We start from the raw sequence: 14,064 nt of genomic DNA, 5'->3' as shown, positions 1-14,064 counted from the left end.
GCATACCGATGAATTCGATTATGGCTACGCGCTCACGGTGCACAAGGCGCAAGGGTCTCAATGGGACAAGGTGGTGCTGTTCGACGAGAGCTTCGCCTTCCGCGAACATCGCGCGCGCTGGCTCTATACGGCGGTCACTCGCGCGGCAAAGGCGCTCACAATCGTCATCTGAAGGCTCGAAGCTTGCGACAATCGGGTGTTCGGTTCAGGTTGATGGCGAGAACCGATCCGCTGGAACGCGAGCCGACGGCCCGGCATTCCAGTTTCGAGGCGGAGCATGGCGCAGATGCTATCGGCCGAGAACGGGCTCGCCGGCCATCCTCAATAGCCCGCGCGGCGATCGACCACATCGTTCAGTCGCCCCTCGCGCTCATGCAGGGCGATATTCGCGAGCACCACCTCCACCAGCGCCTCTGGTGTCGAATCGGCCGCGACATGCGGGGTCAGGATCACTTTCGGGTGTTTCCAGAGCGGCGAAGAGGCGGGAAGCGGCTCGGTTTCGAACACATCGAGGCTCGCGGCTTTCAGCGTGCCATCATTCAGGGAAGCGAGGATATCCGCCTCGACCTGCAGGCCGCCTCGCCCGGCATTCACCAGAACCGGCCCTCCCAGCACGCCATCGCGCGCAAGCCTGGCGAAGAGGCCGCCATTCAGGATGCCGCGCGTCTCCGGCGTCAGCGGAAGCAGCACCACGAGAATATCCGTGCGCGCAAGAAAGGCATCGAGCGCGGCCTCGCCGGCGAATATCTCGACGCCCAGCACGGCTTTCGAGGATCGGCTCCATCCGGCGACGCGGAAGCCCAAGCGCTTCAGAACCTCCGCCGCATCCTGCCCCAGAACGCCCAATCCCATGATGCCGACGCGCACATCCGTCGCGGCCGGCTGGTCGATGGGCTCCCAGCGCGCCTCCGCCTGCAGCCGGCGATAGGCCTCGACCTGCCGCAGATGCATCAGGCATTGCAGCACGACATATTCGGTCATCCGCGCGGTGAGATCGGGGTTCACGATCCGGCACAGCGGCACATCCGGCAGGGTTCCGTCACCGGTGAGCGCATCCACCCCCGCACCGAGATTGAAGATCGCCCGGAGGTTCGGCAGGCGTGCGAGCTGGCCCGGCTCCGGTTTCCACACGGCCGCATAGTGAATTGTGGCGGGATCGAAGGCCTCGCGCGCGTCGATCACCGGGCGGGGCGCCGCCGCCGCGCGAAAGCGCGCCACCCAGGGATCCGGCGACCAGCCGCGAATGGCGACAAGAAGCGACATGCGGAAACCTCCTGAAAACCGGTGCTGACTTATCTCTGCTTTCCCGATAAGCGGAAGCTCATGTCGCGGCAATCTCGGAGAACCCGATGCAGAAGCCTCTCTTGGCGATCGGTGCGATCAGCGGCACCTCCATGGATGCGATCGACCTGGCGCTTGTCCTCACCGATGGCGAGGACTATGTCGAGCGCATGGCCGGCCGGTCCTATCCCTACCCGGCTCAGCTGAAGGCGAGGCTGCTCGATGCGCTGAAGAACCCGCAGATTGCCGAAACCGACCCGCTGACGGAACTCGAAAACGCGGTGACAGACGCCTTCGGACAGGCGATCCGCCAATTTCAACGCGATTTTCGTATTTCCCGCGCGGATTTCATCGGGCTTCATGGCCAGACCATCTGGCACCGGCCGGAGAAGCGCTTCACGCGGCAATTGGGGGATGGGCCGCGCCTTGCGAAATTCCTGCACATGCCGGTGGTGAACCGCTTCCGCCACGCCGATGTGCTGCTCGGCGGACAAGGCGCGCCGCTGGTGCCGCTCTATCATGCCGCCCTGGCGAAAAAGCTCGAACAGCCCCTCGTCGTGCTCAATCTCGGCGGGGTCGCGAATATCACCTATCTTGATGGCCCGATCATCATGGCCTGCGACACGGGTCCGGCCTCGGCGCTGATCGATGATCGGATGCGCCATCTCTTCGACCAGCCCTTCGACAAGGATGGCGAGACGGCAGGGCTCGGCGCTATCGATTCCGGGGTGCTCGCCGCGCTGATGGATAATCCCTTCTTCGCGCTGCCGCCGCCGAAATCGCTCGACCGCATGGATTTCCACGCCCGCGCGGAGGTGGTGAACCCGCTTCCGCCGGCCAATGTGATCGCCACGCTCACCGCCTTCACCATCCAGGCGACGATCGCGGTCCAGCGCCACCTGCCGAAACGGCCCAAACGCTGGCTCGTCACGGGAGGCGGGCGGCATAACCGCAGCATCATGGCAGGGTTGATGGAGCGGCTCGGCGTGCCGGTCGAGCCCGTGGAAACCGTGGGCTGGAAGGGTGATTTCCTCGAGGCCGAGTGTTTCGCCTATCTCGCCATCCGATCAAGCCGCGGCCTGCCGCTCAGCCTGCCCACGACAACCGGCGTGCCGCGCCCGCTGACGGGCGGGGAAACGCATTGGCCGTGACAGCAGGGGCGCGGGGCGCGCCCGCTTCACTCGGTGACGCGCGCCTTGAGGCGACCGCCAATTTCCTCGCGAATCAGCCGGTCGAGCCGCTCGCGGACCTCGCGATAGGCATGAAGCCGCTGCTCGCGCGTGCCGCCGGCCTGGGTTGCATCGGGGATCGGCCAGTGCAGCAGTTCCACGGCTGTCGCGCGCAGAATGGTTTGGGCGCGGGCATGCGCCTCGGGCGAGAGCGCGATCACGAGGTCGACGCCTTCGTAATCCACTTCCTCCAGCACATGCGGCTGGTCGCTTTCGAACTCGATCCCGATCTCCCGCAGGACGGCCAGCATGAAGGGGTCACGATCCCCTTTCTGCAGGCCTGCGGAATCCACATAGATCTGCCGACCATAGCGGGTGCGGCACAAGGCCTCGGCCATGGGCGAGCGCACCGCGTTGAGCGAGCAGACGAACAGGACGGCCTGCAGTGACGGGCGGCGTTCCCCGCTCATCGATCCTGGCCCTTCCAGGAAAGGGCGACGATGAGCGTGAAGAGGCGGCGCGCGGTCTTGTGGTCGATGTCGATCTTGCCTTCGAGCCGCTCCATCACGAGGCCCGCGCCCTCGTCATGCACGCCGCGCCGGCCCATATCGATGGCCTCGATGCGTTCGGGTGATGCCGTGCGGATCGCCTCGTAATAACTCTCGCAGATGAGGAAATAGTCCTTGATCTGCTTGCGGAAGGGCGAGAGCGAGAGGAGATGCACCACAACCGGGCTGCCATCATCGAGGCGGATATCGAAGGAGAGCTTGCCTGCAAGCAGGCCGAGATAGAGCGTGAACGGCCCATCCAAACCCGGCGGTCCGAACAGGTTTTCCTCGATCAGATCGTAGATTGCGATGGCGCGCTCATGTTCCTGGTCTGGCGTGCCCCGCTCGATCGAAGCCTCGTCGAGCGTGATGGCAACCAGTCGCTTGTTGGTGCCGGGCATGGCCTCACCCTCCCGAGAGCCGCAAGGAGACCGAGCGCGCATGAGCCTGCAATCCCTCTGCCTCGCCGAGGGTGACCGCCGCCGGGCCGATGGCGCGAAGCTGCTCCGGCCCGCAGCGCAGCAGTGAGGTGCGCTTCATGAAATCGAGCACGCCAAGGCCCGAAGCAAAGCGCGCGGAGCGCGCGGTGGGCAGCACGTGGTTCGAGCCGCCGACATAATCGCCGATCGCCTCCGGCGTGTTCTCGCCGAGGAAGATCGCGCCGGCATCGCGAATATCCGCGGCCACCAGGTCCGGGTCGGCGGTCATGATCTCGAGATGCTCGGGCGCGAGGCGGTCCGAGAGGCGCGCGGCCTCCGCCATGTCCTTCACGAGGATCACCGCGCCATTCTCGTGCCAGCTCGCGCCGGCAATGGCCCGACGCTGGAGCGTCGCAAGCTGGCGCTCCACCTCGCGGGCGACGGCTTCCCCGAGGGCGGCATCATCCGTGATCAGGATCGATTGCGAGGCTGCGTCATGCTCGGCCTGCGCGAGAAGATCGGCGGCGATGAAATCCGGGCGGGCCGTCTTGTCAGCGATCACCACCACTTCGGAGGGGCCGGCGATCATGTCGATGCCGACTTGCCCGAAGACGAGACGCTTCGCGGCGGCGACATAGGCATTGCCGGGGCCGACAATCTTGAAGACCGGACGGATGGTCGCGGTGCCATGGGCGAGGGCGGCCACGGCCTGCGCGCCGCCGATGCGGTAGATTTCATCCACGCCGCCAATTCCGGCCGCCGCCAGCACCAGGGGAGAGACAATACCATCCGGCGCGGGAACGACCATCACCAGCCGCTCGACGCCGGCGACCTTCGCCGGAATGGCATTCATCAGCACGGAGGACGGGTAGCTCGCCGAACCGCCGGGCACGTAAAGCCCCACGGCCGAAATCGCGGTCCAGCGCCAGCCGAGTTCCACGCCGAGCGCATCGGTGAAGTGGGTATCGGAGGGCTTCTGCCGCTCATGGTAGAGGCGGATGCGGCTGGCCGCGAGTTCCAGCGCCGAAAGATCGCTCGCCGGGCAGCGGGCGCGCGCCTGCGCCAATTCGCCGGCGCCGACCCGCATGGGAACCCGGGTGAAATCGATGCGGTCGAAGCGTCGGGAATAATCGGCGAGCGCGGCATCACCGCGCGCGCGGACATCCGCGAGAATGGCTTCGGTTGCGCGGTTCACATCTTCCGAAACCTCGCGCTTCAGACCAAGAAGTGCCTGAAAGCGCGGCTCGAAATCCGCATCTTGGGTGGAAAGCCGAAATACCATGGTCGTCCAGAATCCGCGATCGCGCCGCCGAGGAGCTCGTCCTTCTGTTACCGGGCCAAAGGCGCGCCCGCAATGCGCGAAAAAGGCAGGGCCGGTCTTCGCGCCGGAGCGATCGCGGCCCTTAAAGTGTTTTCAAGCGAAGTGGGCACCGGTTCGCGCAAAGAAAATGCGATCAAGAAAAAAGAGAAGCATTTTCCAGCGAAGCATTCCCCCGCGAAGGCGGGGGTGTATGCCGGTTCACGCGCGAATGCGTTCCACCTGTGCGCCGCAGTGCTGGAGTTTCGCCTCGAGCTGCTCGAACCCCCGATCGAGGTGATAGACGCGGTTGATCATCGTCTCGCCCTCGGCCGCGAGCGCGGCGATCACGAGGCTGACGGAAGCGCGCAGGTCTGTCGCCATCACTGGCGCGCCCTTGAGCACCGGCGTGCCTTCCACGATGGCGGTGTCGCCATCGAGGCGGATTTTCGCGCCGAAACGGGCGAGTTCCTGCACATGCATGAAGCGGTTTTCGAAGATGGTCTCGGTGATGCGCGCGGTGCCGTTCGCTTTGGTCATCAGCGCCATGAACTGCGCCTGGAGATCTGTCGGGAAGCCGGGGAAGGCTTCCGTTTCGAGGCTCACCGGCGCGATTCCATTGCCATTGCGGCGGATGCGGATGGAATTCGTTTCGCTGGTGACGGTCGCGCCGGATTCCGCGAGTCGATCCAGCGCCGATTGCAGCAGGATCGGCTGCACATCGGTGAGCGTCACATCGCCGCCGGCCATCGCGGCCGCGAAGGCATAGGTGCCGGCCTCGATGCGATCGGGCAGCACGCGGTGATGCGCGCCATGCAGAGAACCCACGCCCTCGACTTCCAGCGTCGAACTGTCGATGCCTGAAATCCTGGCACCCATCTTGACGAGGCAGCGGGCGAGGTCGCCCACTTCCGGCTCGCGCGCGGCATTGCGGATCACGCTGGTGCCCTGCGCGAGCACGGCGGCCATCAGCGCCGTATGCGTGCCGCCGACCGTCACCTTCGGGAAATCGATCTCGCCACCCTTGAGGCCATTCCCGGCCCTGGCCAGCACATAGCCGCCCTCGATCTCGATCTCGGCACCGAGCTTCTCGAGCGCCATGAGCAAGAGATCGACCGGGCGGGTGCCGATGGCGCAGCCGCCGGGCAGCGACACTTTCGCTTCGCCCATGCGCGCGAGAAGCGGCGCGATGACCCAGAAGCTCGCACGCATCTGCGAGACGAGTTCATAGGGCGCGGTGGTATCGACGATGGTGGCGGCGTTGAGCTTGACGGTCTCGCCATCCTCGTCGCGCTCGCCGATGCGTTTGCCCGCGACCATGACATCCACGCCATGGTTGCCGAGGATGCGCTTCAGCATCCGCACGTCAGAAAGGCGCGGCACATTCTCGAGAACGAGCGTCTCCGGGGTCAGCAGGCTCGCGATCATCAGCGGCAGGGCCGCGTTCTTCGCACCGGAAATCGGGATCGTGCCGTTCAGCTTGGTTCCACCCACGATCCTGATTCGATCCATGAGGCTCACTCCTTGTTCGGGTTGCGCTCGTCTGCCACGGGAGGGCCGGAATGGCAAACCCGCTCCTGGTCAGCCCTCCTTATTGCCTTTGGATGGCATTTCGGGCGAATGGATGGCATTGGCCTCCGCCGCCTTGCGCTGGCGGGCCTGCTCCTTCCGCTTGCGCAAATTGTCGCGCAGGGCTTGCGCCAAACGCGCCGCGCGCTCCTTTTCCGCCGGACCGGCCTTGATCTTATCGTTCATTCCGCCTTTTTCCTGCGCGAGAGGTGCTTGCGCCGTGTCAATGCCCAGGCCTCAAGCGAGAGGCAAGACTGGGCTTCGCTGCATTTTGCCCCATCCGGGGCACGACATGGGGTTGATTGGCTTTGTTCAATTACGCGAAAGCCTTCCGCGCCGTCCGCCAGACACTCGAAAGCGAACGTCGCTACCGCGTTTTTCAGGAAATCGCCCGCGACAGCGCCCGTTTTCCCTTCGCCAACTGGAACGGGCCGGCCGGCCCGCGCGAGGTCACGGTCTGGTGCACGAATGATTATCTCGGCATGGGCCGCCATCCGGATGTGATCGCGGCAATGGTCGATGCCGCCGAGAACGGCTCGGTGGGCGCGGGCGGCACGCGCAACATTTCGGGCAATTCCTCGGTCATCGTGGCGCTTGAGGAAGAGCTTGCAAGCCTGCATGGCAAGGAAGCGGCTCTCGTTTTCTCCTCGGGCTATGTCGCGAACCAGTCTGCGATCGCGGCCATCGGCGGTGCATTGCCCGATTGCGTGATCCTCTCGGATAGCGATAACCACAATTCCATGATCGAGGGGGTGCGCCGCGCGAATCGCGAGCGCGTGATCTTCCCGCATAATGATCTCGAGGCGCTCGGGAAATTGCTGGCCGGGATCGCGCCGGAGCGCCCCAAGCTCATTGTCTTCGAGAGCGTCTATTCGATGGATGGCGATGTCTCGCCCATCGGCGAGATCTGCGCGCTCGCCCGTAAACACGGTGCCATGACCTATATCGACGAGGTGCATGCCGTGGGCCTCTATGGCCGGCATGGCGCGGGCTATGCCGAGGAATCCGGCACGATGGGCGAGCTGGATGTCATCCAGGGCACGCTCGGCAAGGGGTTCGGCTGCTTCGGCGGCTATATCGCGGCGAGCCGTGAGGTGGTGGATGCCGTGCGCTCCACCGCGCAGGGTTTCATCTTCACCACCGCCCTGCCCCCGCCCGTGGCGGCCGCGGCGCGGGCTTCTATCCGGCATCTGAAGCAATCCGGTGCGGAGCGTCTGGCCCAGCGCCGTCAGGTGACACACACCAAGACCCGGCTGGCCGAGGTTGGCATTCCCGTGCTCGACAACCCCACCCATATCGTCCCGGTGATGGTGCGCGATTCCGCAAAGGCCAAGCAAGCGAGCGACCTGCTGCTGGAGCGCCACAACCTCTACATCCAGCCGATCAACTACCCGACCGTGCCGCGCGGCACCGAGCGTCTGCGCGTGACACCGACGCCCTTCCACACCGATGGGATGATCGACCATCTGGTGGAGGCGCTGGTCGATGTGTTCGATGCGCTCGATCTTAAGCGCGAGAATCTCCCGCACCGTCTCGCGGCGGAATGAGGCTGGAAACCCCATTCCCGAGATGCAAAGCCGGGCCTGACCCGGCTTTTTCATGCGCGCGGCTCGATCCTCACTTCTTGGAGGGGGCCTTGGAGGCCGCATCCTTCGCCGCAGCCACCGTTTTCTCCACGGCGTCGCGGGCCTTGTCCTGCACCTTGCGGGTCTCATTCACGATATCGGCCGCGGCGGCGCGGGTTTGCGCCTGCAGGGCCTGCCCGGCATCCTGGATTTGCCCGCGCAGGGTTGCGAAACTCTGGGTCATATACTCGGTCTGGAGCTTCATGACCTCGTCGATCGACTTCGCGCGAACCAGGTTGGCCGCGAGTTCGAAGGCGGCGTTCACGTTCTGCTCGGTAAAGGCCATCGCCTTGCGGCGCATTTCCAGCGCCTGCTTCTGGGCGTTGCCGGCTTTCTCGTCGATGCCGCGCGCGGCTTCGTCGGCGGCCTGCATCATTTTCTCGAAACCGGTCCTGGCCTGCTTGACGCTGCTGTCCATCGCCTTGCGCACCTCATCCGGCACGTTGAGCGGCTGTTCGTTTGTCATGTCTTTCTCCTTCCCGCGCCGGCCAAGCTTGTTCAGGCCAGCTTCCTCTGAATGGACTTAAGCATAACACCTTTCCGGCCCGTGCGTTAAGGATGTTTCCGCTTTCCCGCGTGGGGAACCGGGGTCTTGCATGGACCTTGCTCGCCTCCCGATTTATTGAAAAACAGTAAAGAGCTGTCTCAGAATGGGTCAGCTTGTGGCCTGGAACGGTCGCGGTGGCGTAAGAGGTTGGTATGGCAAGCGAGTCCGCGACCCGATTTGAGCAAGGTCTGGCAGAGCATCTTGGAGCCGAGGCGGCGCGTCTTCTTGCCGAAACGCCGCATGGCGCGATGCTTCTGGGCACGGAAGGCCTGATCTGGGCAAATGAGCCGGCCGGCCAAAGCCTCGGTCTGCCGCGCGAAACCTTGCTGGCTCGCGGGCTTCCGGCCTCCGCGCCGGGCACCCGGCGGCTGGAGAGCCTGCTTGCGGGCGCGCCTTCCTCCGCACCCAGCCTCGAACGCCTGCGCTTCTTCGTTGGCCTCCGGGGCGTGATCCGCCTTGTCGGCTGCCGTCGCCTCACCCTGGCCCATGGCCAGCCGGGGCTGCTTGTTGTTTTCCTGGATGAAGAGCCGAATCCTGCCGAAGTCGGCCACTGGCCGAAGCCCTTGCTGATTGCCGAGCCCATGTCAAGGGCCATGCCAAAGGCCATGCCCGAGGGCCCGGCCGAGGAAATCCCCCCGGCGGCAGAAGCCCTGGCAGCAGAAGCCCTGGCAGCAGAAGCCATGGCAGCAGAAACCATGGCGGCTGCTCAGCCGCCGGCCCCGGTTCCCTCTGTGCCGCTCTGGCTCGGCGAGCCCGAGGGCGCGCGCCAGTCGCGCCGCTTCCTGTTCTCGCTGGATGCCGAGGGGCGCGTTCTGAGCGTCACGCCCCCGCTGGCGGAAACTGTCGGGGTTCTGTCGGCGGCGATTGAGGGTCAGCTCCTTCCCGATGTGCTGCGACGCCATGACGAGGCAGCCGCCGATCGAGTGACCGAGGCTCTGGCCGCCGGCGAAACCTTCTCGGGCATTCGGGTCATCTGGCCGGTCGATGGCCGAACGGCCTTCGTGCCGGTGGATCTCTCCGCCCTGCCGCTTGTCAGCACGCAGGAGGGCCTGACGGGGTTTTCCGGCTTCGGGCATTGCCGCATCGATCAGGCCCGGATCGAGCCGGTCCCCGTTCTTCGGGATGCAGCCCCGGAGGCCGGAGAGGCGGCATCCGCGGACACGCCAGCTCAAGCTTTCGTTGCCGATTTTCTGACGATGGATGTCGTTGAACCTGCAGAGGCACCGGAAAATGAACAGCCGGTCGAACATTTGCCGGAGCAGCCCGGCCAGCTCGCAGCAGACATGGCCGAAGGCGAAAGCGGCATGCAAGCCTCGTTCGCCGAGACCGACGAGCCTGCGTCGGACCCGGCATCGCTCGATAAGGTCGCGGCCGATCTGGAAGCTTTCGTGCGCGAGCAGGTGCGAGACGCGTCGCCGCCGCCTGACGCCCCGCAGGCCCCAGAGCCATCCGACGAGGATGCGAAGATCGTTTCGTTGCGCACGGGGCAACCCACGCAACCCATGCCCGGCTTCAGGCGGCAGGGCCTCTCGATGACCGAGCGCAATGCGTTCCGCGAAATCGCCAAGGCGCTGGGCGCTCGCTTCGACGAGGACGCGCCACCGCCCGCCGAGATGCCCGCGCCACAAACTTCGCGCGCCGGGGCGCCGGAGATGCCGCCCCCGGCCAGCCTCGCCGGAACGCCGCCGGGCCTGCTCGATTGCCTGCCGATCGGCCTGCTGGTGCTGCGTGGCGATGAGGCGCTTTTCGCGAACCGCACGCTGCTCGATCTGACAGGCTACGCTGATCTCGCGCAGTTCCGCGCGGAGGATGGCACTCGCGCCATCTTCCGGAAGGGCGTGCGCCCGCGCGAGTCGACCGGTTCCATCGAGAGCGTGGTGCTGACGAGCCGTGAAGGCGAGATCATGCCGGTGGATGCCCATCTCCAGCTCGTGGATTGGGAAGGGTCGCCCGCGACGCTCATCTCCCTGCGCCGGGCGGTGGAACTGGAGCAGGGCAGGGCCCTGCGCAGCGTGGCGCAGGATCTCACGCGCGCCCGCGCCGATATCTCCGAACTTCGTGCCATCCTTGATACCGCGACCGATGGAGTCGCTATCCTCGACGAAAAGGGCACGATCCTCGGCCTGAACGGTGCCGCGCAGGCGCTGTTCGGCGTGGAGCAAAACGAAATCGTGGGAGAAAGCTTCACCCATCTCCTGCATCGCGACAGCCATGCCGAAGCGCTCGATTACCTCGAGGGCATGCGCAGCGCCTCCGGCATGCGCTCGGTCTTCAACGATGGCCGCGAAATTTCGGGGCGCGAGAAGAAGGGCGGCCGGATTCCGCTCTTCATGACACTCGGGCGCATCTCGGACGAGGAGCCCAAGCGGTTCTGCGCGGTGCTGCGCGACATGACCGCCTGGAAACGCGCGGAAGCGGGCCTCACCGAGGCGCGGCAGGCAGCCGAGATGGCAAATGCCAAGAAGAGTGATTTTCTCGCGAAGATCAGCCACGAGATCCGCACGCCGATGAACGCGATCATCGGCTTCGCCGACCTGATGCAGGAGGAGCGCCTCGGCCCCCTCGGCAATCCGAAATACAAGGAATATCTGGGGGATATCCGCACATCCGGCCAGCATGTCGTGAGCCTGGTGAACGACCTGCTGGATCTTGCGAAGATCGAGGCGGGCCGGATGGAGCTGAACTTTGCCGCGATCGATCTCAACGCGATCGTCGCGAGCACCGTGGCGCTCATCCAGCCGCAGGCAACGCAGAATCGCGTGCTCGTGCGCACTCAACTCGCACAAAACTTGCCGCCTGTCGTGGCAGACGAGCGCTCGATCCGCCAGATCGTGCTCAACATGCTCTCTAATGCCACGCGTTTCACCGAAGCGGGAGGTCAGGTGATCGTCTCGACCTCGATGCTCTCGACAGGCGAGGTCGCGATCCGAATCCGCGATACCGGCATCGGCATGACCGCGAACGAGATCGAGCAGGCGCTGGAGCCTTTTCGTCAGGTTGGGCGGGACCGCGCGAAGGGCGGGACCGGCCTCGGCTTGCCGCTTACCAAGGCGCTGGTGGAGGCCAACCGCGCGAATTTCGACATTTCCTCGAAGCCGGGCGAGGGCACGATGGTGGAAATCATCTTCCCGCCGACGCGCGTGCTGGCGGAGTGATCACGGGTCGATACGTTGAAATATCGGGCGCGGCGTAAAGCACGCGCGGCGAGGCGGGCATGGCCTGAAGCGGGACGGCCTGAAGCGGGACGGGCTGCTCGAAATCGGCCTTCACCTTCGCCGGTGGCGTGCCGCCCGTCGGCGGTTCATCGGGCGCGGTTGCGAGAATCGCAAGCTGGTCAAGCCCGTAGACGTCGTCGCGGAAATGCGTCACGCCATCGGGCGTCACGTAACCCGTGAGATAGGTCCAGATCACCGGCACGGGCTCCTTCAGTCGGATATCCTTGCGGGTCTCGGTCGCGAGGAATTCGTCGACATCGCTGCGGTCCCACGGGCCACCGCCGGGGCCGGGCATCGGAGCAAGCAGCCAGGTTACGAAATCGCGCACGCCTTCGACGCGCACGCAACCGGAGGAATGGAAGCGATCGTCGCGCGCGAAAAGCCGCTTCGATGGCGTGTCATGCATGTAAACCGCTTCGCGGTTTGGCATGTCGATGCGGATCTGCCCGAGTGAATTGCCCGAGCCGGGGTCCTGCCGCAGCGTGAAGGCGGTGGCGCGCTCGGTGTTCCAGTCGATGCGCGTCGGCTCGATCTCCGCGCCACTCGCGCCGAAGATGCGGATCTTCGATTTCGCGAGATAGGACGGGTCATCTCGCATCTTCGGGATGATATCCTTCTTGATGATCGAGATCGGCACCGTCCAGGTCGGGTTGAAATTCACGTTGGTGATGCGCGTTTCCACCTCGGGTGAGGGGCGATCGGCCTTGCCGACCACCGCGATATGGCGCCTTTCGACCTGCCCGGCGGCAATCGCCTCCACCGAGGCCGAGGGGATGTTCACCACCACGTAGCGCGGCCCGAAGCCGAAATTCTGCGCGCGCAGGCGCTTCGCGCTTTCGTTCAGCTGGAGATAGCGCTCCATCGCGCTGACATTCAGCGCCTTCAGCGTGAGCGCGCCGACAATGCCGGTCTGCGCGAAGCCGTGGCGCGCCTGAAAACCCTTCACGGCCTGCACGAGGGGCGAGTCAAAGGCGAGGCCATCGACATGGGCCGGGTCGAGATCGCCCTCGCGCACGAGCCGCTGGCGCAGCAGCGGAATGGCCTCGCCGCTTTGGCCCGGCTTCAGGATGCCGGCCGGCAACTGGGGCCAGCCGCCGCTCTCGGCGATCTGGCGATAGCGTTCGGCCGCATCCTGGATGGCATCGATCGCGCCGGGATAGACGGTCGGGCGGGAATCATCCTTGGCCACCACGCGCGTCAACGGCATGGGCGGCGGCGCGGGCTTGGGCTTCGCCTTGGCAACGGGTTTCGGCTTTTCGGCCGGCGCATCGGCCGCGTGAGGCGCGGGAGCATGCGGTGCTGCGGCATGAGGCGCGGCGGGCGAAAGGGGAGGCGCCGGGGGCGGCAAGGTTTGCGCCCGCGCCACGGACGCCAGGACACAGCCGGCAAGGATGAGAGCCGCACGCACGATGGAACGCCACTCCGGAAAACCAACGGGTTAACCATAGCAGCGCGTGGTAAATGAATTGGTGGATGCGGCTTTGTCTTTGTCATGGCCGGGCTCGACCCGGCCATGACGGGAAGACGCTTGCCCCTCCACCACGACAATATGCAGCGCGCGCGGGCCAGCCCGGTCCGGCCTGCCGGGGCCGGGCCGAAGCAAAAGGCATGGGCCGAGTTAGCCCTCGACCACCACGATGTGCAGCGCCCGCGGCCCATGCGCGCCGAGCAGGATGGTCTGCTCGATATCGCCGGAACGCGAGGGGCCGGTGACGAAATTCACCGTGCGCGGCATCTCGCCCTTGCCGACCTTCTTGCGCACGCGCGCCCAGACGCTCTCGAGATCCGCCACGAGATCGGAGGCGTTCAGCACCACGATGTGGTTGTCGGGCAGGAAGTTCAGCGTCGTGGGGTTCTCGTGGCCAGAGAGGATCGCGAGCGTGCCGGTTTCGGCAACGGCCGTCTCGGCATGGGTGATGCCGGAGAGATCGAGCCCGTTGGAACGGCCAACCGTCACATCGAGCGCTGTCTCCTTCCAGGGCATGGCCGCGAGGCGCGGATCATCGCCCATGCGGAGCGCGGCGGGGAGATTGTTGTCGCGCAGGTAGCGCGCGACCTCGCCCGGCACCTCCTTCGCGGAGGGCACGCGCGACACGGTCGCCTGCACGCCTTCGGCCTTCTCGATGAAGAGCGCGAGCTTGCCGGCAGCATCGAGTTGCGCGCGCGCCGGGATCACGCCTTTCGGCGCGCGATCGAGCCGCTCCTCGACGATCGCCGCGCGGATGCGCTCGTCGCCCTTCACATGCAGCGAGCGACGGATGGAGGCGAAAATCGTGTCGCGGGAGGTCATCAGATTTGAGCCTTCTTGGCGGCCGTGGCTGCGTCGCCGGTATTCGGCGTGCCAGCCGGCTCGATCAGCAACAGATGGGCTTCTTCGTCCGCCACGGGACGATG

General features: G+C 65.6%; 13 protein-coding genes and 1 pseudogene. 4 read left to right on the top strand and 10 right to left on the bottom strand.

Annotation, left to right across the window (positions count from 1 at the left end; translation table 11 throughout):
- The coding region (locus ACKODO_RS06805) for an ATP-binding domain-containing protein (protein WP_408982693.1) at window positions 1–172 on the top strand (172 nt) is incomplete at its 5' end.
- A 149-nt stretch (window positions 173–321) separates the two neighbouring features.
- Here the strand turns inward: ACKODO_RS06805 and ACKODO_RS06800 are convergent.
- Window positions 322–1,263: a 2-hydroxyacid dehydrogenase gene (locus ACKODO_RS06800; protein WP_408982691.1), complete on the bottom strand. Its 942-nt coding sequence runs from the start codon at window positions 1,261–1,263 to the stop codon at window positions 322–324.
- Window positions 1,264–1,349: 86 nt separating this feature from the next.
- Here ACKODO_RS06800 and ACKODO_RS06795 point away from each other — a divergent pair, with 86 nt between their 5' ends.
- Window positions 1,350–2,432: an anhydro-N-acetylmuramic acid kinase gene (locus tag ACKODO_RS06795; protein WP_408982690.1), complete on the top strand. Its 1,083-nt coding sequence runs from the start codon at window positions 1,350–1,352 to the stop codon at window positions 2,430–2,432.
- 26 nt (window positions 2,433–2,458) lie between these two features.
- Here the strand turns inward: ACKODO_RS06795 and ACKODO_RS06790 are convergent, their stop codons facing one another.
- The 5 genes from ACKODO_RS06790 to ACKODO_RS06770 all read right to left on the bottom strand — a co-directional run bounded on the left by ACKODO_RS06790 (window position 2,459) and on the right by ACKODO_RS06770 (window position 6,469).
- Window positions 2,459–2,920: a low molecular weight phosphatase family protein gene (locus ACKODO_RS06790; protein WP_408982689.1), complete on the bottom strand. Its 462-nt coding sequence runs from the start codon at window positions 2,918–2,920 to the stop codon at window positions 2,459–2,461.
- Window positions 2,917–3,399, bottom strand: coding sequence for a UPF0262 family protein (locus ACKODO_RS06785; protein ID WP_408982688.1), 483 nt, complete (start codon window positions 3,397–3,399; stop codon window positions 2,917–2,919). The genes ACKODO_RS06790 and ACKODO_RS06785 overlap by 4 nt, the downstream gene beginning before the upstream one ends.
- 4 nt (window positions 3,400–3,403) lie before the next feature.
- A complete protein-coding gene (hisD, locus tag ACKODO_RS06780) occupies window positions 3,404–4,699 on the bottom strand; it encodes a histidinol dehydrogenase (protein ID WP_408982687.1) in 1,296 nt (431 codons plus the stop codon).
- Window positions 4,700–4,936: 237 nt separating this feature from the next.
- Window positions 4,937–6,226: a UDP-N-acetylglucosamine 1-carboxyvinyltransferase gene (gene murA / locus ACKODO_RS06775; protein ID WP_408982686.1), complete on the bottom strand. Its 1,290-nt coding sequence runs from the start codon at window positions 6,224–6,226 to the stop codon at window positions 4,937–4,939.
- Window positions 6,227–6,295: 69 nt separating this feature from the next.
- A complete protein-coding gene (locus ACKODO_RS06770; RefSeq protein ID WP_408982685.1) occupies window positions 6,296–6,469 on the bottom strand; it encodes a hypothetical protein in 174 nt (57 codons plus the stop codon).
- A 122-nt stretch (window positions 6,470–6,591) separates the two neighbouring features.
- Here ACKODO_RS06770 and hemA point away from each other — a divergent pair, with 122 nt between their 5' ends.
- A complete protein-coding gene (gene hemA / locus ACKODO_RS06765) occupies window positions 6,592–7,830 on the top strand; it encodes a 5-aminolevulinate synthase (protein ID WP_408982692.1) in 1,239 nt (412 codons plus the stop codon).
- 70 nt (window positions 7,831–7,900) lie between these two features.
- Here the strand turns inward: hemA and ACKODO_RS06760 are convergent, their stop codons facing one another.
- Window positions 7,901–8,374: a phasin family protein gene (locus ACKODO_RS06760; protein ID WP_408982684.1), complete on the bottom strand. Its 474-nt coding sequence runs from the start codon at window positions 8,372–8,374 to the stop codon at window positions 7,901–7,903.
- A gap of 233 nt (window positions 8,375–8,607) precedes the next feature.
- Here ACKODO_RS06760 and ACKODO_RS06755 point away from each other — a divergent pair, with 233 nt between their 5' ends.
- Window positions 8,608–11,610, top strand: a complete 3,003-nt coding sequence (locus tag ACKODO_RS06755) for a PAS domain-containing protein (protein ID WP_408982683.1) — start codon at window positions 8,608–8,610, stop codon at window positions 11,608–11,610.
- Here the strand turns inward: ACKODO_RS06755 and ACKODO_RS06750 are convergent.
- From ACKODO_RS06750 to ACKODO_RS06740, 3 genes and pseudogenes are all read right to left on the bottom strand, one after another.
- Window positions 11,576–13,078 (bottom strand): murein L,D-transpeptidase, encoded by a 1,503-nt coding sequence (locus tag ACKODO_RS06750; RefSeq protein ID WP_408982682.1) that lies wholly within the window; start codon window positions 13,076–13,078, stop codon window positions 11,576–11,578. The two genes, ACKODO_RS06755 and ACKODO_RS06750, sit on opposite strands and share 35 nt — an antisense overlap.
- Before the next feature lie 210 nt (window positions 13,079–13,288).
- The gene (locus ACKODO_RS06745) at window positions 13,289–13,960 is read right to left on the bottom strand and encodes a lactate utilization protein C (RefSeq protein WP_408982681.1); all 672 of its coding nucleotides are present in this window, start codon (window positions 13,958–13,960) and stop codon (window positions 13,289–13,291) included.
- Window positions 13,960–14,064: pseudogene (locus ACKODO_RS06740) on the bottom strand (mannose-6-phosphate isomerase); the annotation flags it as partial. The gene ACKODO_RS06745 and the pseudogene ACKODO_RS06740, both read right to left, overlap by 1 nt.

It is taken from the genome of Rhabdaerophilum sp. (assembly GCF_046092605.1).
GTDB lineage: Bacteria > Pseudomonadota > Alphaproteobacteria > Rhizobiales > Beijerinckiaceae > Rhabdaerophilum.
The sequence above is the reverse complement of the archived record's forward strand: the minus strand, read 5'-3'. Positions and strand labels throughout refer to the sequence as shown.

Bases quoted from the DNA above. Each gene is read 5' to 3' on its own strand.
- ACKODO_RS06800 (WP_408982691.1), bottom strand. From the start codon at position 1,263: ATGTCGCTTCTTGTCGCCATTCGCGGCTGGTCGCCGGATCCCTGGGTG.
- ACKODO_RS06795 (WP_408982690.1), top strand. From the start codon at position 1,350: ATGCAGAAGCCTCTCTTGGCGATCGGTGCGATCAGCGGCACCTCCATG.
- ACKODO_RS06790 (WP_408982689.1), bottom strand. From the start codon at position 2,920: ATGAGCGGGGAACGCCGCCCGTCACTGCAGGCCGTCCTGTTCGTCTGC.
- ACKODO_RS06785 (WP_408982688.1), bottom strand. From the start codon at position 3,399: ATGCCCGGCACCAACAAGCGACTGGTTGCCATCACGCTCGACGAGGCT.
- hisD (WP_408982687.1), bottom strand. From the start codon at position 4,699: ATGGTATTTCGGCTTTCCACCCAAGATGCGGATTTCGAGCCGCGCTTT.
- murA (WP_408982686.1), bottom strand. From the start codon at position 6,226: ATGGATCGAATCAGGATCGTGGGTGGAACCAAGCTGAACGGCACGATC.
- ACKODO_RS06770 (WP_408982685.1), bottom strand. From the start codon at position 6,469: ATGAACGATAAGATCAAGGCCGGTCCGGCGGAAAAGGAGCGCGCGGCG.
- ACKODO_RS06760 (WP_408982684.1), bottom strand. From the start codon at position 8,374: ATGACAAACGAACAGCCGCTCAACGTGCCGGATGAGGTGCGCAAGGCG.
- ACKODO_RS06755 (WP_408982683.1), top strand. From the start codon at position 8,608: ATGGCAAGCGAGTCCGCGACCCGATTTGAGCAAGGTCTGGCAGAGCAT.
- ACKODO_RS06745 (WP_408982681.1), bottom strand. From the start codon at position 13,960: ATGACCTCCCGCGACACGATTTTCGCCTCCATCCGTCGCTCGCTGCAT.